Source organism: Streptomyces sp. NPDC055955 (assembly GCF_042270245.1).
Lineage (GTDB): Bacteria > Actinomycetota > Actinomycetes > Streptomycetales > Streptomycetaceae > Streptomyces.
Genome location: NZ_JBHJYS010000004.1, coordinates 162,247 through 183,825, shown reverse-complemented (window position 1 = coordinate 183,825; position 21,579 = coordinate 162,247). Strand labels below are relative to the sequence as shown.

The 21,579-nt window shown below is 70.4% G+C and carries 18 protein-coding genes and 1 pseudogene; 9 read left to right on the top strand and 10 right to left on the bottom strand.

The window, feature by feature from the left end:
• Positions 1-271 precede the first annotated feature (271 nt).
• Positions 272-3,646: a pyruvate carboxylase gene (locus ACFC96_RS09500; protein ID WP_376611189.1), complete on the top strand. Its 3,375-nt coding sequence runs from the start codon at positions 272-274 to the stop codon at positions 3,644-3,646.
• Between the two features lie 189 nt (positions 3,647-3,835).
• Entirely contained in the window at positions 3,836-4,393 is a 558-nt protein-coding gene (locus ACFC96_RS09495; protein WP_376261588.1) for a DinB family protein, read from the top strand.
• Positions 4,394-4,469: 76 nt separating this feature from the next.
• Here ACFC96_RS09495 and ACFC96_RS09490 read toward each other — a convergent pair whose 3' ends face one another.
• Together ACFC96_RS09490 and ACFC96_RS09485 are read right to left on the bottom strand one after the other, a co-directional pair.
• A complete protein-coding gene (locus ACFC96_RS09490; protein WP_376611187.1) occupies positions 4,470-5,462 on the bottom strand; it encodes a phosphotriesterase in 993 nt (330 codons plus the stop codon).
• Positions 5,463-5,729: 267 nt separating this feature from the next.
• Positions 5,730-6,959: a 4-hydroxybenzoate 3-monooxygenase gene (locus ACFC96_RS09485; RefSeq protein WP_376611185.1), complete on the bottom strand. Its 1,230-nt coding sequence runs from the start codon at positions 6,957-6,959 to the stop codon at positions 5,730-5,732.
• Between the two features lie 305 nt (positions 6,960-7,264).
• Between ACFC96_RS09485 and ACFC96_RS09480 the strand changes: the two genes are divergently transcribed.
• Positions 7,265-8,083 (top strand): HAD-IIA family hydrolase, encoded by an 819-nt coding sequence (locus tag ACFC96_RS09480; RefSeq protein ID WP_376611183.1) that lies wholly within the window; start codon positions 7,265-7,267, stop codon positions 8,081-8,083.
• Positions 8,084-8,166: 83 nt separating this feature from the next.
• Here the strand turns inward: ACFC96_RS09480 and ACFC96_RS09475 are convergent.
• Positions 8,167-8,469, bottom strand: a pseudogene (locus ACFC96_RS09475) (phosphotransferase); the annotation flags it as partial.
• Between the two features lie 100 nt (positions 8,470-8,569).
• On the opposite strand from ACFC96_RS09475, the gene ACFC96_RS09470 reads away from it, so the two are divergent.
• On the top strand, positions 8,570-8,950 hold the full coding sequence (locus tag ACFC96_RS09470) for a DUF6083 domain-containing protein (RefSeq protein ID WP_376264325.1): 381 nt from the start codon (positions 8,570-8,572) through the stop codon (positions 8,948-8,950).
• Between the two features lie 101 nt (positions 8,951-9,051).
• On the opposite strand, the gene ACFC96_RS09465 is transcribed toward ACFC96_RS09470, so the two are convergent.
• Positions 9,052-9,867 (bottom strand): DUF899 domain-containing protein, encoded by an 816-nt coding sequence (locus tag ACFC96_RS09465; protein WP_376611181.1) that lies wholly within the window; start codon positions 9,865-9,867, stop codon positions 9,052-9,054.
• 425 nt (positions 9,868-10,292) lie between these two features.
• Positions 10,293-10,649 carry a hypothetical protein gene (locus ACFC96_RS09460; RefSeq protein ID WP_340459400.1) on the bottom strand — a complete coding sequence of 119 codons (357 nt, stop codon included), beginning with the start codon at positions 10,647-10,649 and terminating at the stop codon, positions 10,293-10,295.
• A 708-nt stretch (positions 10,650-11,357) separates the two neighbouring features.
• On the opposite strand from ACFC96_RS09460, the gene ACFC96_RS09455 reads away from it, so the two are divergent.
• The 3 genes from ACFC96_RS09455 (at position 11,358) to ACFC96_RS09445 (ending at position 14,377) form a co-directional block, all read left to right on the top strand.
• Complete coding sequence (locus ACFC96_RS09455) at positions 11,358-12,392, top strand: phosphotransferase family protein (RefSeq protein ID WP_376264331.1); 1,035 nt, start codon at positions 11,358-11,360, stop codon at positions 12,390-12,392.
• 6 nt (positions 12,393-12,398) lie between these two features.
• Complete coding sequence (locus ACFC96_RS09450) at positions 12,399-13,613, top strand: acyl-CoA dehydrogenase family protein (protein ID WP_376611179.1); 1,215 nt, start codon at positions 12,399-12,401, stop codon at positions 13,611-13,613.
• 176 nt (positions 13,614-13,789) lie between these two features.
• Positions 13,790-14,377: a TerD family protein gene (locus ACFC96_RS09445; RefSeq protein WP_340459048.1), complete on the top strand. Its 588-nt coding sequence runs from the start codon at positions 13,790-13,792 to the stop codon at positions 14,375-14,377.
• 125 nt (positions 14,378-14,502) lie between these two features.
• On the opposite strand, the gene ACFC96_RS09440 is transcribed toward ACFC96_RS09445, so the two are convergent.
• The gene (locus tag ACFC96_RS09440; RefSeq protein WP_376611177.1) at positions 14,503-15,870 is read right to left on the bottom strand and encodes a phosphoribosyltransferase family protein; all 1,368 of its coding nucleotides are present in this window, start codon (positions 15,868-15,870) and stop codon (positions 14,503-14,505) included.
• 169 nt (positions 15,871-16,039) lie between these two features.
• On the opposite strand from ACFC96_RS09440, the gene ACFC96_RS09435 reads away from it, so the two are divergent.
• On the top strand, positions 16,040-16,828 hold the full coding sequence (locus ACFC96_RS09435) for a PP2C family protein-serine/threonine phosphatase (protein WP_376264341.1): 789 nt from the start codon (positions 16,040-16,042) through the stop codon (positions 16,826-16,828).
• Positions 16,829-16,889: 61 nt separating this feature from the next.
• Here ACFC96_RS09435 and ACFC96_RS09430 read toward each other — a convergent pair whose 3' ends face one another.
• From ACFC96_RS09430 to ACFC96_RS09420, 3 genes are all read right to left on the bottom strand, one after another.
• The gene (locus ACFC96_RS09430) at positions 16,890-17,453 is read right to left on the bottom strand and encodes a dihydrofolate reductase family protein (protein WP_376611176.1); all 564 of its coding nucleotides are present in this window, start codon (positions 17,451-17,453) and stop codon (positions 16,890-16,892) included.
• 164 nt (positions 17,454-17,617) lie between these two features.
• The gene (locus ACFC96_RS09425) at positions 17,618-18,037 is read right to left on the bottom strand and encodes an SRPBCC family protein (RefSeq protein ID WP_376611175.1); all 420 of its coding nucleotides are present in this window, start codon (positions 18,035-18,037) and stop codon (positions 17,618-17,620) included.
• Between the two features lie 34 nt (positions 18,038-18,071).
• Positions 18,072-19,082, bottom strand: a complete 1,011-nt coding sequence (locus ACFC96_RS09420) for an aldo/keto reductase (protein WP_376611173.1) — start codon at positions 19,080-19,082, stop codon at positions 18,072-18,074.
• A gap of 144 nt (positions 19,083-19,226) precedes the next feature.
• On the opposite strand from ACFC96_RS09420, the gene ACFC96_RS09415 reads away from it, so the two are divergent.
• Positions 19,227-20,159: a LysR substrate-binding domain-containing protein gene (locus ACFC96_RS09415; protein WP_376611172.1), complete on the top strand. Its 933-nt coding sequence runs from the start codon at positions 19,227-19,229 to the stop codon at positions 20,157-20,159.
• Here ACFC96_RS09415 and ACFC96_RS09410 read toward each other — a convergent pair.
• Positions 20,152-21,399: an MFS transporter gene (locus ACFC96_RS09410; protein WP_376611170.1), complete on the bottom strand. Its 1,248-nt coding sequence runs from the start codon at positions 21,397-21,399 to the stop codon at positions 20,152-20,154. The two genes, ACFC96_RS09415 and ACFC96_RS09410, sit on opposite strands and share 8 nt — an antisense overlap.
• Between the last annotated feature and the right edge of the window lie 180 nt (positions 21,400-21,579).

Below are 21,579 nucleotides of genomic sequence, written 5' to 3'. Positions count from 1 at the left end.
GGCCGGCATCGGGAGCCGATTTCAATCATGTGCCGAATCCACCGAGTTGGGGTGATTGTGCCGCCGTCCACAGCCGCCCCGTTCGGATGCGCCCGGGACGGTGGTTCGCCCGGCGACCGGACGGGCAGACGTTCCAAGTTCCACCGATCTGCGCCACGCCCCTGTGACGTAGTGCACCTGGATGTCTGGAGCGCAGAGGTGGCATGATCCGGGAGCGTGACGCCCCGCAACCCGACAGTTCGCCCATTCCGGGCGACGGAAGGACATGCGCATGTTCCGTAAGGTGCTCGTCGCCAACCGCGGAGAGATCGCGATCCGGGCGTTCCGCGCCGGCTTTGAGCTAGGGGCTCGAACCGTCGCGGTCTTCCCCCACGAGGACCGCAACTCCCTGCACCGGATGAAGGCCGACGAAGCCTACGAGATCGGCGAGGCCGGGCACCCCGTGCGGGCCTACCTCTCCGTCGAGGAGATCATCCGAGCGGCGCGCAAGGCGGGCGCCGACGCCATCTATCCCGGGTACGGCTTCCTCTCCGAGAACCCCGAACTGGCCCTCGCGTGTGAGCGTTCCGGCATCACCTTCGTCGGGCCGAGCGCGCAGACGCTGGAACTGACGGGGAACAAGGCGCGGGCCGTGGCCGCGGCCCGCGCGGCCGGCGTCCCGGTCCTCGGCTCCTCCCAGCCCTCCACCGACGTCGACGAACTGGTCCGGGCGGCCGAGGATCTCGGTTTCCCTCTCTTCGTGAAGGCCGTGGCCGGGGGCGGCGGACGCGGCATGCGGCGCGTCGAGGACGCGGCGACGCTGCGCGAGTCGATCGAGGCGGCGTCCCGTGAGGCGGAGTCGGCGTTCGGCGACCCGACCGTCTTCCTGGAGAAGGCCGTCGTCGAGCCCCGGCACATCGAGGTGCAGATCCTCGCCGACGGCGAGGGCCGGGTCATTCATCTCTTCGAGCGCGACTGCTCCTTGCAGCGACGCCACCAGAAGGTGATCGAGCTGGCCCCCGCGCCGAATCTCGATCCCGAGGTACGTGAGCGGATCTGCGCCGACGCCGTGAAGTTCGCCCGGCAGATCGGCTACCGCAACGCGGGCACCGTGGAATTCCTCCTCGACCCCGCCGGACAGCATGTGTTCATCGAGATGAATCCGCGCATCCAGGTCGAGCACACGGTGACCGAGGAAGTCACCGATGTGGACCTCGTCCAGGCGCAGCTGCGGATCGCCTCCGGTGAGACGCTGGACGACCTCGGCCTGTCCCAGGACACCGTCCGCCTCCGCGGCGCGGCGCTGCAGTGCAGGATCACCACCGAGGACCCGGCCAACGGTTTCCGGCCCGACACCGGCAAGATCAGCGCCTACCGTTCCCCGGGCGGCTCCGGCATCCGGCTGGACGGAGGCACCACCCACGCCGGTACGGAGATCAGCGCCCACTTCGACTCGATGCTGGTCAAACTGACCTGCCGGGGACGGGACTTCGAGACGGCGGTCGGCCGGGCCCGGCGTGCCGTCGCCGAGTTCCGCATCCGTGGTGTGTCGACGAACATCCCCTTCCTCCAGGCCGTTCTCGACGACCCGGACTTCGCCGCCGGACGCGTCACCACCTCGTTCATCGAGAAGCGGCCCCACCTGCTGACCGCCCGTCACTCGGCTGACCGCGGCTCGAAGTTGCTCACGTACCTCGCCGACGTCACGGTCAACAAGCCGCACGGCGAGCGGCCCCCGCTGATCGACGCGGCGACGAAGCTGCCGCGGCTGCCCGAAGGGGAACCGCCCGCCGGCTCCAAGCAGAAGCTGACCGAGCTCGGCCCCGAGGGCTTCGCCCGGTGGCTGCGCGCCTCGCCCACCATCGGTGTCACCGACACCACGTTCCGGGACGCGCACCAGTCGCTGCTCGCCACCCGAGTCCGCACCAAGGACCTGCTCGCCGCCGCGCCTGCCGTGGCGCAGACGGTGCCGCAGCTGCTTTCGCTGGAGTGCTGGGGCGGCGCGACCTACGACGTCGCGCTGCGCTTCCTCGCCGAGGACCCGTGGGACCGGCTCGCCGCACTGCGCGCGGCCGTGCCCAACATCTGCCTGCAGATGCTGCTGCGCGGCCGTAACACCGTCGGCTACACGCCGTACCCCACCGAGGTGACCCACGCCTTCGTGGAAGAGGCGGCCGCGACCGGCATCGACATCTTCCGGATCTTCGACGCCCTGAACGACGTGGGCCAGATGCGGCCCGCCATCGACGCGGTGCGTGAGACCGGCTCGGCGGTCGCGGAGGTCGCCCTGTGCTACACCTCCGACCTGTCCGACCCGTCGGAGAAGCTCTACACGCTCGACTACTACCTGCGCCTCGCGGAGCAGATCGTGGACGCGGGCGCGCATGTGCTCGCGGTCAAGGACATGGCGGGGCTGCTGCGCGCTCCCGCGGCGGCGAAGCTCGTCTCCGCGCTGCGCAGGGAGTTCGATCTGCCCGTGCACATCCATACGCACGACACCGCCGGCGGCCAGCTGGCCACGTATCTCGCGGCGATCCAGGCGGGCGCGGACGCGGTGGACGGAGCGGTGGCGTCCATGGCGGGCACCACCTCGCAGCCGTCGCTCTCGGCGATCGTCGCCGCCACCAACCACTCCGAGCGGCCGACCGGCCTCGACCTTCAGGCGGTCTGCGATCTGGAGCCGTACTGGGAGAGCGTGCGCAAGATCTACGCGCCGTTCGAAGCGGGCCTGTCCTCTCCGACCGGGCGCGTCTACCACCACGAGATCCCGGGGGGCCAGCTCTCCAATCTGCGGACGCAGGCCATCGCGCTCGGACTCGGCGACCGGTTCGAGGACATCGAGGCGATGTACGCCGCCGCCGACCGGATCCTCGGCCACCTCGTGAAGGTCACCCCGTCGTCCAAGGTGGTCGGCGACCTCGCGCTCCACCTCGTGGGGGCCGGGGTCTCGCCCGAGGACTTCGAGGCCGAGCCGAACTCGTTCGACCTCCCCTCCTCGGTCATCGGGTTCCTGCACGGCGAGCTGGGTCTGCCGCCCGGCGGGTGGCCGGAGCCGTTCCGCACCAAGGCGCTGCAGGGGCGCGCGGGTCCCGAGCCGATGCGCGAGCTGTCCGCCGAGGAGCGCGCCGGGCTTGCCAAGGAGCCGCGGGCGACGCTGAACCAGCTGCTGTTCCCCGGCCCCACCAAGGCCTTCGATGACCACCGGCATGCCTACGGCGACACCAGCGTGCTGGCGAGCAAGGACTTCTTCTACGGCATCAGCCCCGGGCGCGAGTACTCCGTGGACCTGGAACCCGGTGTCCGGCTGCTCATCGAGCTGGAGGCCATCGGCGAGGCGGACGAGCGCGGCGTGCGCACCGTGATGGCCACGCTGAACGGTCAACTGCGGCCGATCCAGGTGCGGGACCACTCGGTGGCGTCCGACATCCCGGCGACCGAGAAGGCCGACAAGGCCAACTCGAACCATGTCGCGGCGCCGTTCGCGGGTGTGGTCACGCTGGCGGTGGCCGAGGGCGACACGGTGGAGGCCGGTGCGACCGTCGCCACGATCGAGGCGATGAAGATGGAGGCCTCCATCACCGCGCCCAAGGCCGGCACGGTGTCCCGGCGCGCCATCAACGCGATCCAGCAGGTGGAGGGCGGCGACCTCCTGGTCGAACTCGCCTGACATCCCGAAGTCTGACGCGTATGCCCCGGACCGGTCGCACTGCGGCTGCCCGGGGCGTACGCGTCACTGGGTCGGGCGGTTTCTGCAGGCCCTTTGCCCACCAGCGGCGCATGTAGGACAGCTTCTGACCTCGATGCTCCATAACGTGGTTCTTGTCCGACGGAACAGAAACACGTGGAGGCGGAAACCATGGCGGCGAACGAGCTGGACACCCATGACCTCGCAGGGGCACCGGCCGTCGGCGGCGAGCGTGCCGAGTGGCTGGAGGTCCTGGACAAGCACCGGAACTTCCTGCGCTGCACCACCCGTGACCTCACCGACGAGCAGGCCCGGAAGCGGACCACCGAGAGCGCGCTGTGCCTGGGGGGTCTCATCAAGCACGTGACGGAGGCCGAGCGGACCTGGACCGACTTCATCCTCGACGGCCCGTCCCCCACGGCCGACTTCGCGGCCATGACCGAGGCCGACTGGGCCCGGCGCGCGGACGGGTTCCGGCTGCTGCCCGACGAGACGCTGGCCGGCGTGCTGGCCGCCTACGCCGAGGCGGCCCGCCGGACCGACGAGGTGGTCGCCACTCTGCCCGACCTGGATGCCGCGTGGCCGCTGCCGAAGGCCCCGTGGTTCGAGCCGGGCGCCCGGTGGTCGGCCCGTCGGGTGCTCATGCACATCGTCGCCGAGACCGCCCAGCACGCCGGCCACGCCGACATCATCCGGGAGTCCCTCGACGGGGCCAGGACGATGGGCTGACCGGCCGGGCCGCCGGGCTTCGCGGGCCTGTCGTCCGGATCGCCCCGCGAGCCCGGCGTGATCCGAACGACAGGCCCTACCCTTTGGCGTCCGCCTCGAAGTAGCGACGGGGTACGTCGACGAGCATCGTCTCGATCTGCTTCTCGGTGACCCCGCGCCGTTCGAGGTAGGGCAGCACCTCGTCCGCGATGTGCAGGTAGTGCCACTGCGGCAGCAGCGGCATGACGGCCGGGTCGATCCAGTCGATGTAGCAGGAGGCGTCCTGCGAGAGCACCATCCGGTCGGCGTACCCCCGTCGGCACATCTCCACCACCGTCTCGGCCCGGGCCTCGAAGGTGGTTTCGAGGTTGATCCCGAACCGGTCCATCCCGAGGACGAACCCGGCTTCGGCGAGTTCGCCGAGGTGGTCCACGTCGGTGGTGTCACCGCTGTGCCCGAGCACGACCCGGCCCGGGTCGACGCCCTCCTCGTCGCACAGCACACGCTTGACCTCCGACCCCGTGTGCGACCCCGGGTGGGTGTGCACGGTGATCGGGGTGCCGGTGCGCAGATGCGCCTTGGCCACCGCACGCATCACCCGCTCCACACCCGGCGTGAGGCCCTGCTGGTCGATGGCGCACTTGAGCAGACCGGCCTTGACTCCGGTGCCGGCGATGCCGTCCTCGATGTCGCCGACGAACATGTCCACCATCGGGTCCGGCACCTCCGTTCCCGCGGCCTCGTTCAACGCCGGACCGCGGTGGTGGAAGAAGAACGGCACCTCCTGGTACGTGTAACAGCCCGTCGCCACCACGATGTTGAGGTCGGGAAGCTGCTCGGCGACGCGCTGGATCCGTGGAATGTACCGGCCGAGGCCGATCACCGTCGGGTCGACGATGGTGCGGACGCCCTGGGCGCTGAGCGCACCGAGCTTGTCCACCGCGTCGGCGATCCGGGCGTCCTCGTCGCCCCACTCACCTGGGTAGTTCTGCTGCACGTCCGGGGTCAGCACGAAGATGTGCTCATGCATGTAGGTGCGCTCCAGCGCGGCCGAATCCACCGGCCCCCGGACGGTCTCCACCATGGCCATCAGCGCGGCTCCTTCTTGAGGATCTTCCCCGGTCGGTCCCTTGTGGCCCTAGGCATACCGTCCAGTCGGTAGGTGGTCAAGGGATTGCACACGGGCGCCGGGGGGCGACCCCGGCCGCGCCTCAGCCACGCCGTTCGGACTCCGGCCGCGCGGGTCGACACCCACCGGCTTCCGAGTTGACGCAGTCCGCGGATCCACCGAAGACCCTCCGCAGTGGCGTCACGCAGCTCCGTACGTGTACAGGCGCAGCCGGAACCCGCGTGCCGGTCAGTAGCGCTCGGCCGTGCCGAGGTACTGCTCGGCGAAGGCGGCCGCCGCGACCGGCGAGGTGAACAGGCGTCGCAGTCGGGCGAGCGTGGTACCTCTCCTGAACGGCTCCCCCGTAGCGGACCCGTGATACACATCGGACAGCCACTGCGAGAACTCCTGGTAGTCCCACACGCGACGCAGGCATGCCTCCGAGTAGCCCTCCAGGCCACTGCTGTCCGTGTCGGCCTCCTGTGTGAGGCTCGCGACCAGTGCGTCACCCAGCAGGAAGGCGTCGTGAAGAGCGAGGTTCATGCCCTTCGCCGCGATCGGTGCCACGAGGTGGGCGGCGTCGCCGGCCAGGAACAGGCGCCCGTAAGCCATCGGCTCGACGACGTAGTCGTGCATGTCGAGCATCCGCTTCTCGATCAACCGCCCCTCGACCAACTCCGGGGCACCCTCCGCGGCGAGCCGTCGGCGCAGCTCGGCCCATACGCGCTCGTGGGGCCAGTCCTCCGGGTCGTCGCCGGGCGGGCACTGGAGGTAGTAGCGGGTCACCTCGGGACTGCGAGGCATCTGCCCGGCGAATCCGTCCTGATGGATTCCGAAGAGCACGCAGTCGGAGGAAGGCGGCGCCTCGGCCAGCAGGGACAGCCAGCCTATGCCGTAGTCGTGGCGCGCGACCGGGAATCGGTCGGCGGGCAGTGCGCGCCGCGTCACCCCACGCGCACCGTCACACCCTGCGACGAAGTCGCAATGAAGCACCTGGCGTTGACCGGACCGGGGGCAGGTGTACGAAACAGACGGCTGATCGGTGTCCACGTCGTGCAGCTGCACGTCCCGGACGCCGAACCTGATGTCGCCGCCCCGCACGTCCGCGTACGCACGCACCAGATCCGCGACGAGCAACGGCTGCGGGTAGATGAAATGATGCCGCCCCGTCACTTCGCTGTATTCGAAGCGGTGTTGGCCGCCGTCGAACCGGAACTCACACGCCGTGTGCCGCTGCGCGGTCCGCAGGCGGTCCCCGGCGAGACCTCGTTCCTCCAGGGCGCGAACCGCCCACTCTTCGAGGACCCCGGCGCGCTGCCGCTGCTCGATGAACTCCCGCGTCTCGGTCTCGAGGACCACGCAGTCGACCCCGGCGTGTCTGAGGATGTTCGCGACAGTCAGTCCGGCGGGGCCGGCGCCGACCACGACGACCGAAACACGTTGTGGAGCGGGGGCATTGGGAAGCTGAAGTGGGTTCACGCCAGCATTATTCTGTACACGATCAAACTCGATCACACCGGAGGTCTCGCTCAAGGGCGCTCGCCGTCAGTCGGAATCACCAGGCCGAACTCGCCCAGTTCACAATGCCCTGATCTGCGCCTTCGCGTGAAGTGGTCGCGGTACGTGCCGCTGATGCCGCTCCGTAACGGTGACGGATGATCGGTGACCGGTACGGAGCAGCGAGCGGGCCCGGCCCCCGCTCACCCTCACGCGGGACGGAATCGATGGCGCGACTCGGACGGCCTGAACCCCAGACTCGGCCCTGCCGCGACTACCGTCGCCCTATGGAGCGAGAGCGAACCGGCGCGATCCGCGCAGTCCTCATCGACATCGACGGCGTGCTCACGGTGTCCTGGGAGCCTCTTCCAGGTGCCGTCGAGGCCATGGAGCGGCTGCGCGCGGCCGGGCTCCCGCTCGCGCTGGTCACCAACACGACCTCGCGTACACGCGCCGCCATCCGCTCACGCCTTGCGGAGGCCGGGTTCCCCGTCACGGACGACGACATCCTCACCGCCCCGGCCGTCACCGCCGCCTACCTTCGGGAGCACCACCCCGGCGCACGCTGCCTGCTGCTCAACGCCGGTGACATCCAGGACGATCTGACGGGCGTGACGCTCGTCGAGCCGGAGACACACACGGACGTGGACGTCGTGGTGGTCGGTGGCGCAGGAGACGAGTTCGGCTACGCCGCCCTCAACGGCGTCTTCCACCACCTGCAGCGCGGGGCGCACCTCGTGGCCATGCAACGGAACCTCTACTGGCGCACGGCCGACGGGCTCGACCTCGACACGGGTGCCTTCCTCCTCGGGCTCGAGCGGGCCGCGCGGGTCAAGGCGAGCATCACCGGCAAACCTTCCGAGGCCTTCTTCGCCGCCGCGCTCGCCCACCTGGGCGCCGACGCGTCCACGACACTCATGGTGGGCGACGACATCGAGTCCGACGTGCTCGCCGCCCAGCGCAGCGGCATCACCGGCGTTCTCGTCAGGACCGGCAAGTACCTTCCGGAGACCCACCGTTCGGCCGAGGGGACACCGGACCACGTGCTCGACTCCTTCGCCGTACTCCCCGACCTCCTCGAACGGCTGACCTCGGGCTCCCGCTGAACCGCGGCGGGCCCTACTTGTTGCTCTTCCAGAGGGTCAGCGTGGTGACGTAGTCGGGCATGTCGCTGGACAGACCCTGCTTGGTGTCGGGTACGCGCGATGCCGAAGTCGATGACGTAGGGACCGGTCGAACCGAGCAGGATGTTGCCGGGCTTCAGGTCACGGTGGACGACGCCCGCCGCGTGGAGGGGGGCGAGGGTCACGATCTCCCCGTTTCGTGTCCTGCGCGTCCTCGCGACGACATGCTGTCCGGTCCGCCTGGCCCTCTCCCCTACGTCGAGTCGTCTCGGTCGCGTTCGGTTCCCATAGGGACGGGTACTGGTGACGCCCGCCTGTCTACGGTGCCTGTCCGGCCTCGCCCCCGGAGACGCGAGCGGCCTGACCAGGCGGATGTCGCCTCATGAGGCATGTGATGCCTCACGGTGCACGCGCGTCCCGTCCTAAGTCGTACGTGTGTGGGGGAGCCGGGGACCGCAGGCTCGCAGTATGAGGGGTTCTGGCAGGGGGGTCGCGAGGATCACCGGCAGGCAGTTCCGGTGTCCGCACTGCGGGCTGCCACAGGATCGGGTGGCCACGCTGGAGCACGACTGGGTGCTTCTCGAGCCCGGGATGCGGGTGCCGGCCCATCTGGTTCCGGCGGAGCATCGGTGGATCGAGCTGTCCGACGGCCGGGTGGCGATGTATGGCGTGTGTCCCGTGGACGGGACGCAACGGTGCCGGATCGAGCATCGGCTGGCCTGCGCCGGGCAGGGACTGCCCGATCTGTGGCCGTGGCTGACGACACTGCGGGACGAGAACAAGCGGAGGGGTCGGCGTCAGGAACCGACGCCGCCTCCCGGAGACGACCAGCTGCCCGACGCGGGGTGACCTGGAGGGCGGGGGCGGCCGACCCGGCCGGGCGTGAGCGAGGAGGTGATCCACGGCGTGGTGGCCCTGCGGGCCGCCCCCACCCCGTCGGCGACGGTGCGTCAGTGGTGCGAGCCGTGGCGCCCGAGCGTCTCCACGGGGGTCGCGCCGGGCCGGGTCCACTGCGGCACGGGGCGGCTGGTCGGGCCCCAGGCGGCGTTCCCGTCCGCGTCCGAGCGCCAGTACCAGCAGATCGGCGCGCCGTGCCCACCCACTGGCGAACCGGCCTCGGCGGCCTCGGGCCAGCCCTCGGGGTTGTCCTCCCACCCCTCGCGGCGGCCGTAGGGCGTCATGTCGAGCAGGCTGAGCGACCCGTTGACCGGTTCGTTGCCACGGCCCGTCGTGGAGTAGGTGAGGAACACGCGGTCGCCGTCACGCAGGAAGCAGGTGACGTAACCCATCTCTCCGCCGGCGGGCCCCTCCACGCCACGCACCGAGTACCAGGGCTGGGTGTAGCCCATGAACGCGACGAAGGAGGCGACCTCGTCCCACGGACCCGTCGTCAGGATGGCGAACGAGACCCCGCGGGCGTTGAGGTAGACGGCGTCCTTCATGGACCAGGCCGTGGTGGTGCAGCCCTCACACTGCCCCTGGGGCGGTGCGCCGTCGTACCACATGTGCTTGTAGACCACGAGCTCGTCGCGGCCCTGGAACAGGTCCAGGAAGGGGACCGGGCCGTCGGGTCCGACGACCTCGACCTTGCCGTCGAACTCCACCATCGGCAGCCGGCGGCGGGCCGCGGCGATGGCGTCGCCCTCGCGGGTGTGCGCCTTCTCGCGGACCAGCAGCTCGTCCCGGGCGGCCTGCCAGGTGGCCAGGTCGACGATGGGCGGGCGGCCGGGCAGCTCGGCGGCCGGGTCGCTCGGTGTGGTCGTCATGGTGTCCTCCGTGGTGTCTCGTGCCTGATGTCTCGTTCGTGGTGTCCAGCCGGGCAGCGTCATGGGGCGATCCACGACGCTCAGGCGTTCTACGACGGTCACCGGAACAGACTTGCCATACGGCCGGAACTCATCGCGGCAGGCGCACCCTCGTCCGAGCCCGCCCGGAGGACGTCCCGTTCAGCACGGCCGATCCGCTGTACCGCTTCGGCCATGGGCTGAGGTACGGCGGCTGATCCGCCCCCTCCGGCGCTGGTGGCCAGGGCGCGACGTCGCCGTACAGAGCACCGGAAACAACGTGTTCCACCATCCGGTGGCCGGCACCCTCGCCCTGAACACACGGCCACCCCGCGCTCCCGGCGCTCAGGACGGTCGCTGTGCGGCCGTCCTGAGCGCGGAAGCCCGGGGCGGGCGTGTGTCGTGGTTCAGCAGTTGGGCAGCGGGTTCGTCTCGCTGGAGATCGCGGTGTCCTTCATCCAGCCGTACTCCCCATTGTCGGCGACCGTGAACTCCCAGCGGGTCGGGTGCGGTCCGCCCACCCAGTTCTGGCCGTCCATCTTGCAGAAGAACCAGCTGGGGTTGGAGTTCATGTAGCCGACGACCCTGCTCGGATCGGGGTACTGCGTGCTCGCTCCCATCGTGCCGTAGACGGGCGCCCCCGACACGTTGTTGCACCACCAGCGTCCACCGCTCTGCCAGCACCCGCCGGCCGCGCTCGCGGACGGCGCTGCAGCTCCCGCCACCGTGACGGCGAGTGCGGCGGCGGTCAGCACCGCACCCATCCTGCTCCTCTTGCGCATATGAATCCCCCGTAACTCCCTTTGTGCGGCGAGACGTTCACCACCCACCGCAGGTACTCCCCCATCGCAGCACAGCCGGACACCCACACGCTGACGCTTGCCACGAACATCACAAAACGCCCACAATCCTCGCGCCCCGCGTCCGGTACGAACCTCACCTCCGGATACCTGAACGAGGGGCCGTCCAGGAAGCGGCCGTCCGCGAGGCCAGCCGTCGAAGAACGCCGTCACATACGCCCGCCGCGCGGCGAACGCCCGCGCCGCCGGCACCGTCCCCGCCAAGCCGGTCACCGTCTCATGCGTCAGCCCCAGCCTCCGGGCGATCTGCGGGATCAGCGACATCGCATCGGCGTACGTCGCATGCCGCGCACCGCGCAGCGCCAGGTCCCGGCGCCAGCTGTCGCCGTGCTCCCACGACGCGCGGCGGGCGGCACGTTCGTACGGTCGTCGCCGTCCACGCCCATCAGGAGAAACAGCCCGTCCACCCCGTCGCGGACCACCGAGGGAGCTGCCCGCCCTCCCGGACCTCGAGGCCCTGAGCGCAGCCGAGGCCCTCAGCCGCGCGCGGCCACGTCCCCGGACGTCCGAATCCGGCTGAGACTCCGATCACTTTAGCGGCGCCCACTGGACGACATACCGACTAGTCAGGATGATGAGTCAGTCCAGTTCAGACGTCCCGTAGGAGCAATGATGAGCGCCGGCCACCCTCCAGGTCTCGATCTCGACCAGTTGCGCGGCCACCTCGACCGGGAGCGCCCAGGGCTCGTGGCCGGTCCGCTGTCCGGCCGGGTCGTCGAGGGCGGCCGGTCGAACCTGACCTACATCGTCGGCGACGGCGTGTCGACCTGGGTGGTCCGGCGCCCCCCGCTGGGTCATGTGCTCGCCACGGCGCACGACATGAAGCGCGAATACCGGGTGATCAGCGCGCTGAACCCGACGTCCGTGCCGGTGCCCGGGGCGCTGCTCATGTGCGAGGACGACAGCGTGCTCGGCGCGCCGTTCTACGTGATGGAGTACGTGGCGGGCACGCCGTACCGCACGGCCGACCAGCTCGCGCAGCTGGGCCCGGAGCGCACCCGCGCCGCCGTGCTGAGCCTCGTGGACACCCTCGTCGACCTGCATGCGGTGGACCCCGCCGAGGTGGGCCTCGCGGACTTCGGGCGGCCCGAGGGGTTCCTCGACCGGCAGCTGCGGCGCTGGGGCAAGCAGCTCGACGCGTCCAGGAACCGCGAGCTGGCCGGCGTCGACGAGCTGCACGCGGCGCTCGGCCGCTCGCTGCCGACCTCTCCGGCCCCCACGGTCGTGCACGGCGACTACCGCCTCGACAACGTCCTGATCAACGAGGACGCCGACGGCGTCGACCGGATCAAGGCCGTCCTCGACTGGGAGATGTCCACGCTCGGCGACCCGCTCACCGACCTGGGCCTGCTGGTGATGTACAGCGCGAAGCTGGAGGTGCCCGACTCCCCCGTCTCCACGACCGCCGCGGCCGCCGGGCACCCCGACCCGGCCGAGATCATCGAGCGGTACGCCGCGCGCTCGGGGCGCGACGTGTCCGCCGTCTCCTGGTACACGGCCTTCGCGTGGTTCAAGCTCGCCGTGATCCTCGAAGGCATCCACTACCGCTACACCCTCGGCCAGACCGTCGGCGCCGGCTTCGACCGTATCGGTGAGCTCGTGCCCGTGTTCATCGACCACGGCCTGACGACCCTTCAGAAAGGCTGACCCGCAATGGACTTCGCATTCGACGCGCGCACCGAGGAACTGCGGGCGAAGCTTCTCGCCTTCATGGACGAGCACGTGTACCCGGCAGAGGCCGTCGCGCACGAGCAGCGCGCCCGGCTGACCTCCCCGTGGGACACCCCGGCCGTCGTCGAGGAACTGAAGGCCGAGGCCAGGCGGCAGGGCCTGTGGAACCTCTTCCTGCCCGACGCCCAGTACGGTGCCGGGCTGACCAACCTCCAGTACGCGCCGCTGGCCGAGATCACCGGCCGCAGCCCGCAGTTGGCGCCCACCGCCCTCAACTGCGCGGCCCCCGACACCGGCAACATGGAAGTGCTGACGCAGTTCGGCGACGAGCGGCAGAAGAAGCAGTGGCTGGAGCCCCTGCTCGCCGGTGAGATCCGCTCCGCGTTCGCGATGACCGAGCCGGAGGTGGCCTCCTCCGACGCCACGAACATCACCACGCTCATCGAGCGCGACGGCGACGAGTACGTCATCACCGGCCGCAAGTGGTACATCTCCGGGGCGATGAACCCGGACTGCAAGATCTTCATCGTGATGGGCAAGACGGACCCCGAGGGCGCCGACATCCGCCGCCAGCAGTCCATGGTGCTCGTGCCCCGCGACACCCCCGGCCTCGAAATCCGGCGCGCCATGCAGGTGTACGGCTACGAGGACCACTACCACGGCGGTCACGCCGAGGTCGTCTTCGACCGCGTCCGCGTTCCGGTGAGCAACCTGATCGGAGAGGAGGGCGGCGGCTTCGCCATCGCCCAGGCGCGGCTCGGCCCGGGCCGTATCCACCACTGCATGCGCCTGATCGGCATGGCCGAGCGGGCCATCGAGCTGATGTGCAAGCGGGCCGTGGCGCGTACCGCGTTCGGCAAGCCGCTGGCCCAGCAGGGCGTCGTACAGGAGTGGATCGCGGACGCCCGGGTCGCGGTGGAGCAGCTGCGCCTGCTGGTCCTCAAGACGGCCTGGCTGATGGACACCGTCGGCAACAAGGGCGCTCACACGGAGATCCAGTCCATCAAGATCGCCACCCCGCGCACGGTCGTCGACATCATCGACCAGGCCGTGCAGCTGCACGGAGCGGGCGGCGTCAGCCAGGACTTCCCGCTCGCCGAGCTCTGGGCCGCCGCGCGCACCCTGCGCCTCGCGGACGGCCCCGACGAGGTCCACCAGCGCTCGCTGGCCCGGCGCGAGCTGAAGAGGTACCTCTGACACGTGGAGATCCGGCCCGCCCGGAGCCGGAATCGCGAGGTGGCCCCTGCCCGGTCGGGCGGGGGCCACATCCGCTGAAGTGCCCTTGCCGTCGCCAATTTGGGACCTGGTGTATCGAGCGACGAGTGATATCGGCAGACTTCATGCATTGCACTCCACCATCACGAGGAATTCACATGATCACGCTCACGAAGGAAGACGGACCGGCCGACCTCGACGGTGTGACCCACCTGTCGATCGGGGTGTCCTGGGACCCCACCGCCGGAAGCAGCGGCGGCCTGATGGGCAAGCTCCGCCGGAACGTCGGCACGGACCTCGACCTCATCGCCATCGCGCTGCAGGGCGCTGACCCGGTACGGCTCGCCGGCCTCGACTCCCTGGACCCGCTGGGCAACGGCTCCTTGGTGCACAGCGGCGACAACCAGACCGGGCGCGGTGACGGGGACGACGAGACCGTGACCGTCGAGTTCGGCCGCATCCCGACGAACATCACGTCGATCGTGTTCGTGGCCGCCGCGTACAAGAAGTCCAGCTCCTTCCAGAAGGCGCGGAACATCAGCTTCAAGGTGTACGACGCGACCGGTGGCTCCTCTCAGCAGGTCGCCGACATCTGGCCGAGCCTGCTGACCAACGACAACGGCTGCCGTGTCGCCAAGGCGATCCGGGTCGGCGGCAGTTGGAAGCTCGAGGTGCTGAACGAGACCGGGAAGATCAAGCAGGGCGACGAGCGGGCGCTGATGCGTTTCGCCGTGAGCAACCGGTAACCGGGCATTCCGCGGTGGGGAGCCGGGGGTCCCACAGCAGGAAGCCGGGCTCGTCGTGCACGTGCCCGGCTCCGCTTCCCCGTCTCCTCGTGAGGAACCGATCAGTTCTCCTCGTGGGGACCCGATCAGTGATGCGGCGCCCGGCGCGACGCCGCCGGAGGGTCGCTGCCTGCCGTCAGGTGCGTGGTGAACCACTGCCTCGCGAGGTCGGCTACCTGGTCGAGCGCTCCGGGTTCCTCGAAGAGATGCGTGGCTCCCGGCACGATCTCCAGCCTGTTCTCGCAGCGCAGTCGGGCCTGGGCTGCACGGTTGAGGTCGAGCACCATCGCGTCGGCTCCGCCGACGATGAGCAGCGTCGGCGCGCGTACGTCGTCGAGGTGAGGTCCGGCGAGGTCGGGCCGTCCGCCGCGGGACACGACGGCGCCGATGTCCGGGTCGTCGGCGGCCGCCCGCAGCGCCGCCGCGGCCCCGGTGCTGGCACCGAAATATCCGATCGGCGCCGGCTCGCGGTCGCGCAGCCAGCGGGTGGCGCCCGCCAGCCTGCCGGCGAGCGTGCCGATGTCGAAGACGTTGTTCCGGTCGGCTTCCTCGGCGGGTGTGAGCAGGTCGAACAGCAGCGTGCCGAGGCCCGCTTCCTGCAACACCCGCGCCACCGCCCGATTGCGTGGACTGTGCCGGCTGCTGCCGGACCCGTGGGCGAACATCACCAGGCCCGCGTCCCCTTCCGGCCGCGCGAGGTCTCCGGCGAGTCGGACTCCGGCGGCCTCCACCTCGACGTCGGCCGTGACCGGCGCGGACCGCACACGGGCGGGATCGGCCACGGCCCGCGCCAGACACGCGGCCACTTCCTCGTCCGTGGTCTGCGAGAAGTCGCTGTACCACTCGCCGACGGAACCGAACAGGGGCGGTACGGAGAGGCACACCACGTCGTCGGCCGCCGCGCTCAGTCGGCGCACCGCGTCGGGCGGTGCGACCGGCACGGCAAGCACCACGCGGGCGGCACCCTGCGCCCGTACGACCTGGCATGCGGCCGCCGCCGTGGCGCCGGTCGCGATCCCGTCGTCCACCACGATCACCGTACGGTCCTGACCGGTCACCGCGGGAGCCTCACCGCTCACCACCGCCGCGTCCTCGCCGGCCGGCGCGGGCCGCCCGCCGCGGTACCGCCGTGCCCGCCGCTCCAGTTCCTGTCGCTCCACCCGCTCGACGGCCGCGATGTGGTCCGGATCGATCCCGCAGTGGCGCACGACATCGTCGTTGAGCACTCGCACGCCGCCCTCGCCGATCGCGCCGAAGGCCAGTTCCGGCTGGTACGGGACGCCGAGTTTGCGGACCACGATCACATCGAGCGGGGCGCCCAGCGCACGCGCCACCTCGAAGGCCACCGGCACACCGCCACGGGGCAGCCCGAGGACGACCGGCTCCTCATCTCGCAGATGCTGTACCGCTGCGGCAAGCCGCCGCCCGGCATCAGTACGATCCGTGAACCGCACAGCGCTCGCCCCTCTCGGAGCCCCTCACAGGTGACGGCAGCCATGTGTCTGCCCTTACCTCCGGGCTATCCCCGTTCGCGGCACCGCGCAACTCGGGACGCGAGCCGCTCCCCGGCGCGACAATGGTGGTGCGGACGATGCGCTCCTTCGCGGAGAGGCGGCCCCGGCTATGCCGTACATATCGGTCACTGCGCTGAGCCACCCCGGACTCAGGCGCGAGCACAACGAGGACAGCCTGGTCGCAGGCCCGTGGACGTTGTGCGGAACGGTCACCGAGAATCCGCAGACGATGGCGTTCCCGCTCGGCCGCCCACTCGTGGTCGCCGTCGCCGACGGCATCGGCGGGCAGCCGGCCGGCGAGGTCGCCAGCAGCCTCGTCGTCCGCCGGCTCGCCCTGTTCGGACCCGCGCTGGACGGCGAGGAAGCCGTGCGGGACGCGCTGGGGATGTGCAATCACGCCGTGTACGCGGCGGCCGACCGCGCCCCGGAGCTGTCGACGATGGGAACGACCGTCGCGGGCGTCGTGATCCTCGAACAGGAACTGCTCGTGTTCAACGTCGGCGACAGCAGGGTGATCGAAGTGAGCCCGGCCAGTGACGGCGACGGCGACGCGCCCGGTGGCCGGGCCGCCACGGACGACACGCTCCACCAGCTGAGCGTGGACGACAGCCCGCCCCTCCCGCGGGGCCGGCGCACCACGTCGATCGTCACCCAGGCACTCGGTGGCGCACCCACGTTCAGCGCGATCACGCCACACGTCAGCACATCACCGCTCACCGCGGGTACGCGCATGCTCGTGTGCAGCGACGGCCTGACCGACCCCGTACTCGACAACGAGATCGACGACATCCTCAGGGCGCACGACGGGGGCCGGGCCGTCTTCGAGCTGTGGAAGGCCGCCATGGCCGCGGGCGGTCCCGACAACGTCACGATCGCGTTGGTCACCGTCACCGGCTGACCCGACAACGACCATCGGCCGCCCCGCGCCCGGGCGGCAAGGCTTTCGGCTCTCCCCGCTCTCAGGCCGGGACGTAGCGCAGCAACACGATCCCGCTCCGGAACGCCTTCGAGTCCACCAGGCGCAACCGCGGGACCTCGTGGCCGTCGGGGAAGAGCCGCCTGCCACGGCCCTGGACGACCGGGTACACGAAGAGGCGGTACTCGTCGACGAGCCCCGCCTCGATCAGCGTGTGGGCCAAGGTGATGCTGCCGGTGAGGACGATGTCCTTGCCGCCCTCCAGCGCCTTCAGCGCGGTCACCTCCTTGACCGCGTCGCCGGACAGCACGGTCGAGTTCTCCCATTGCGGGTCCTCGATCGAGCTGGACACCACGTACTTCCGCACCTGGTCGAGGTAGTCGGAGATGCCTGTGGCGTCGTCGGTCAGCCCGGGCCAGTAGCCGCGGAAGTCCTCGAAGGTGCGCCGGCCCACGAGCAGCGCGTCCGACCGGCTGTCCTGGCGACGGCTCTCCTCCAGCACATCGGCCATGTCCGCGTCGCCCTGGGCCTGCGGTTCGAACCAATCGGTGAGCATCTCGACGCAGCCGTCGACGGTGATGTTCTGGGTGATCGCCAGAGTGCGCATGCCGCGCCTCCTTCCGAACGGGTGACCGGTCCACCTTTCATGACCGATCCCGCCCCGGAAAGTCATCGGCGCGTGGGGGGCTGGCGTAGAGCACCCAGGGTGCCGACGGCGTCACAAGTCGGCACCCGACACATCGCTTCACCGGTTCAACACCGGTCTCGGACTCAGGAGGTGAGGGTCTTGAGCAGCGCCGTGAGGCCGTCCGCGTAGATGCCGTGGAAGAGCTCCTCGACGTGGGCCTCGCTGACGTCGACAGGTGTGAACGAGCCCGTCCATTGCACCCGCGACGTTCCGGGCGCGCCGGGGATGTCGCGCACTGTCAGCGTGGAGAGGTAGCCGGTGACGGGGAACGGCGCCTGCTCGATGGCGTAGGAGTAGGTGCGCTCGTCGTCGTCGAAGGCCTTGAGGCGTTCGACGATGACGCCGCCGTCCTGATTGGTCAGGCGGCGTAGGCGGCCGCCCTCGCTCAGCTCGCTCTCGGGGATGTACGGGAGCCAGTCGGGCAGGGAGTCGAAGCCGCCGATGAGCTGCCAGACGTCGTCGGCGGATCGGGGGAGGTCGATGGTGGCGATGGCGGTGGCCATGTGTTGTTCCTTTCGTGTGCCGTGACGTCGGGGGTCAGGCAGTGGGGGTGGGGGCGTCCGCGGCGATGAGCTGTTCGTCGCGCAGCGCGGTCCAGAAGGCGGCCGGGACGTTCTCGTTGAGGGCGGCGACGTCTTCGGCGATGCGGCTGGGCCGGGTGGCGCCGGGGACGACGGCGGCCGTGGCCGGGTGCGCCAGGGCGAACTGGAGGGCGGCGGCCTTGATGCCGACACCGTGCCCGGCGGCGAGTGCCTTGATCCTCTCGACCTTGGCGACGATGTCCGCGGGGGCCTTCTGGTACTCGAAGTGCTGGCCGCCGGCGAGGATGCCGGAGCTGTAGGGGCCGCCGACGACCATGTCGACGTTCTGCGCGGTGGCGGCGGGCAGCAGGCGCTGCAGGGAGCGGTTGTGGTCGAGCAGCGTGTAGCGGCCGGCCAGGAGGAACGCGTCGGGCTTGGGCTCGTCCAGCTCGAGGGTGAGCTCGATCGGCTCCACGCGGTTGACGCCGAGGCCCCAGGCCTTGATGACGCCCTCGTCGCGGAGGTTCTGCAGGACGCGGAAGGCGCCGGTGCGTGCCGTCTCGTAGACCGCGAGCCAGTCGTCGCCGTGGAAGTCCTGGGCGACGTCGTGCACCCACACGATGTCGAGGCGGTCCGTCCTGAGTCGCTTGAGGCTGTCCTCGATGGAGCGCAGGGTGGCGTCCGCGGTGTAGAGGTCGACCATCTTGTTCGCGCGGCCGTGCTCGAAGAGACCGCCCTTCTCGCCCAGGTCGCGGTCGGCGGGGTCCTCCAGCTCGTCCAGGATGACGCGGCCGACCTTGGTGCTGAGCACATAGTCGTCACGCGGCCGGCCGGCCAGTACGTCGCCGAGGCGCAGCTCGGACAGGCCCGCGCCGTAGAAGGGCGCGGTGTCGAAGTAGCGGATGCCCTGGTCCCAGGCGGCCTCGACGGTGGCGGCGGCCTCCTCGTCCGGGATGCTGCGGAACATGTTGCCGAGCGGGGCGGTACCGAAGCCGAGGGATCCCGGCAGGAGGGACTTGATACCCATGAGTGGAATCTTTCTTTCTGTCGCGTGATGCGAAGCTCAGGACGTTTTCTCCTGCTCCGCGGCTCTTGCTCTGTCGAGGTTAGGATCGAGGGGTCAGACTGTCCAAGACTTGCTTGGACACACTTGAGTCCCTAGAGGTCTTACATGCTTGACCTGCGACAACTTCGCTATTTCGTGGCCGTGGCCGAGGAGGAACACGTCGGCCGGGCCGCCGATCGCCTGCACATCTCCCAGTCACCGCTGAGCCGGCAGATCGCCCAGCTGGAGAAGAGCCTCGGCCTGACCCTGTTCGAGCGCAGCCAGCAGCGCCTGCGCCTCACCTCCGACGGCCGCGTCTTCCTCACCGAGGCCACGGCCCTGCTGCGGCACGCGTCCCGGCTCGAGAACCTCGGCCGGCGCCTCGGCCGCGGCGAGGAAGGCGGCCTGTGCGTGGGCTACGTCGGCGATGCCATGCACACCGGAATCCTGCCGCGGGCCCTGCGCGCCCTGCACGACGAGCGGCCCGGCATCCACGTCGCCCTCTACGACCTGACCGCGGCCCAGCAGTTCGAGGGCCTGCGCCAGCGCAGCCTGGACATCGCCCTCGTGCCGGAAGCACCCCCCGAGGCGGACCCCGACCTGCGCAGCGCCCTCCTCCTGGAGGATCCCCTGCTCCTGGCCGTGCCCAGCAGCCACCCTCTCGCCAGGAGCGCGGAGATCCTGCCCGAAGACCTCGACGGCCAGCCGTGGATCGCCATCGAGAACAGCCAGCAGCCCGCCTGGCGCGACGACTTCGTCGCCTCCTGCACGGCGGCCGGGTTCACCCCCGACATCCGGCTCGAAGCCCCCGAACCCCTGACCGCTCTCGGCCTGGCCGCATCCGGCCTCGGCATGACGCTGGTCCAGGAGAGCATGCTGCGGGGCGACACCCCAGGGGTCACGGTCCGTGAACTCCCCTGGTTCCAGAGGTCCGTACGCCTCTGGGCCGCCTGGCATCAGATCGATCTGCGCCCGGTCGTCACGTCCTTCCGCGCGACCGTACTGAACACCGGGGACGTCGCGGATGTCGCGCGCGACGCGGCCGAGCCTGTCAGGTGATGCCGGCGGCGGCCTGTTCCCCCGCGTTCCGGGGCGCCCGCTCGCGGCGCGGGAGCAGCAGCGGGGTGACCAGGAGGACTACTCCGGCGATCGCGATCGCGGTACGGGGGCTGGTGACAGCGGCGATCACACCCCACACGGCGGTCAGGGCCGCGATGGACAGGCTGCTGCTGACCGACCACGCGGACAGCGTGCGGGCCATCCGGTCGGAGTCCGTGTGTTCGAGCCGGTAGGTGGCGAGCACCGGGTTGAACAGGCCGCAGCAGGTCACCAGGCCGAGCTGGACGGCGATGACGAGCACCATCCCGGGAACTCCGGGCTGGACGAACGCCAGCCCGATGGGCCAGCACGCACGCAGGGCTCCGACGGTGAGCATCACCTTGCGCTGTCCGAACCGTGCCACGAGCGGGTGGGCCAGGCGTGAGCCGATGAGTCCACCGAGGCAGGGGGCCGCGAACGCGAGACCGTACTGCCAGGGTGCGAAGCCGAGCCGGCTCAGCATGAGCACGGCGATCAGCGGCTCGGAGGCCATGATGAGGCCGTTGACGACGATCGAGTTGAGGAACAGCGGGCGCAGCGTGCGGTGTCCGAGGATGTAGCGCCACCCTTCGAGCAGATCGCCTGCGCGCAGCCGTGGTGCGGCGGCCCGCGCGGGGTGCGCCTCCGTCCCTCCGATGGCGCGGATCCCGAGCGCCGAGAGCAGGTAGCTGACCGCGTCGGCGATCACCGTCGTCACCGGGCCGAACATCCCGATCGCGGCCCCGCCGAGCGGTGGCCCGACCACGATCGAGGTCCACGTCGTGGACTCGAACCGGCCGTTCGCGACGAGCAGGTCCTCCGGCGGCACGAGCGACTTCAGATACGCGCCGCCGGCCGCCTTGAAGGCGATGTCGGCCGCGGCCACGACGACGGAGACGACGAGGAGCTGAGCGAAGCTGAGCCCTCCGAACGCGAACGCGGCGGGGACGCTCATCAGCGCCGCGAACCGGATCAGGTCCATCGCGATCATGACGGGCCGCTTGCGCCGGAACTCCATCCACGGCCCGAGCGGCACCGCGACCACGGCCCCCACGGCCCGCCCCGCGGCGGCCAGCGCCGCCACCTGCGTCGGCCCGGAGTGCAGCACGAGGATCGCGATCAAGGGGAATGCGCCGAACCCGAACCCCGTGCCGTACGAGCTGACCGCGAACGCCGCCCACAACCAACCGAACCGCCGCCCCAGCGCCCGCCTGCCCTTCACGCCCACCGCACCTCTCGCCGCCCCCGACAACCACACGCTGACCACCGACATCAAAGCGAGGAGCAGACGACGAGATCAAACAACCGACCCGCCATGAGAACACAACCAGTCGTTGTGCAGACACTCGGGACGCCTGGACCTCCCGGCCACGAGCGGGAAATCGCTCGGGCCCGAGGCTCG

Coding starts and splice junctions, on each gene's coding strand:
- ACFC96_RS09420 (WP_376611173.1), bottom strand. CDS start 19,082: ATGGGTATCAAGTCCCTCCTGCCGGGATCCCTCGGCTTCGGTACCGCC.
- ACFC96_RS09490 (WP_376611187.1), bottom strand. CDS start 5,462: ATGGCCATGGTGGAGACCGTCCGGGGGCCGGTGGATTCGGCCGCGCTG.
- ACFC96_RS09430 (WP_376611176.1), bottom strand. CDS start 17,453: ATGCGCACTCTGGCGATCACCCAGAACATCACCGTCGACGGCTGCGTC.
- ACFC96_RS09460 (WP_340459400.1), bottom strand. CDS start 10,649: ATGGGTGCGGTGCTGACCGCCGCCGCACTCGCCGTCACGGTGGCGGGA.
- ACFC96_RS09470 (WP_376264325.1), top strand. CDS start 8,570: ATGAGGGGTTCTGGCAGGGGGGTCGCGAGGATCACCGGCAGGCAGTTC.
- ACFC96_RS09455 (WP_376264331.1), top strand. CDS start 11,358: ATGAGCGCCGGCCACCCTCCAGGTCTCGATCTCGACCAGTTGCGCGGC.
- ACFC96_RS09415 (WP_376611172.1), top strand. CDS start 19,227: ATGCTTGACCTGCGACAACTTCGCTATTTCGTGGCCGTGGCCGAGGAG.
- ACFC96_RS09500 (WP_376611189.1), top strand. CDS start 272: ATGTTCCGTAAGGTGCTCGTCGCCAACCGCGGAGAGATCGCGATCCGG.
- ACFC96_RS09445 (WP_340459048.1), top strand. CDS start 13,790: ATGATCACGCTCACGAAGGAAGACGGACCGGCCGACCTCGACGGTGTG.
- ACFC96_RS09435 (WP_376264341.1), top strand. CDS start 16,040: ATGCCGTACATATCGGTCACTGCGCTGAGCCACCCCGGACTCAGGCGC.
- ACFC96_RS09495 (WP_376261588.1), top strand. CDS start 3,836: ATGGCGGCGAACGAGCTGGACACCCATGACCTCGCAGGGGCACCGGCC.
- ACFC96_RS09450 (WP_376611179.1), top strand. CDS start 12,399: ATGGACTTCGCATTCGACGCGCGCACCGAGGAACTGCGGGCGAAGCTT.
- ACFC96_RS09465 (WP_376611181.1), bottom strand. CDS start 9,867: ATGACGACCACACCGAGCGACCCGGCCGCCGAGCTGCCCGGCCGCCCG.
- ACFC96_RS09480 (WP_376611183.1), top strand. CDS start 7,265: ATGGAGCGAGAGCGAACCGGCGCGATCCGCGCAGTCCTCATCGACATC.
- ACFC96_RS09425 (WP_376611175.1), bottom strand. CDS start 18,037: ATGGCCACCGCCATCGCCACCATCGACCTCCCCCGATCCGCCGACGAC.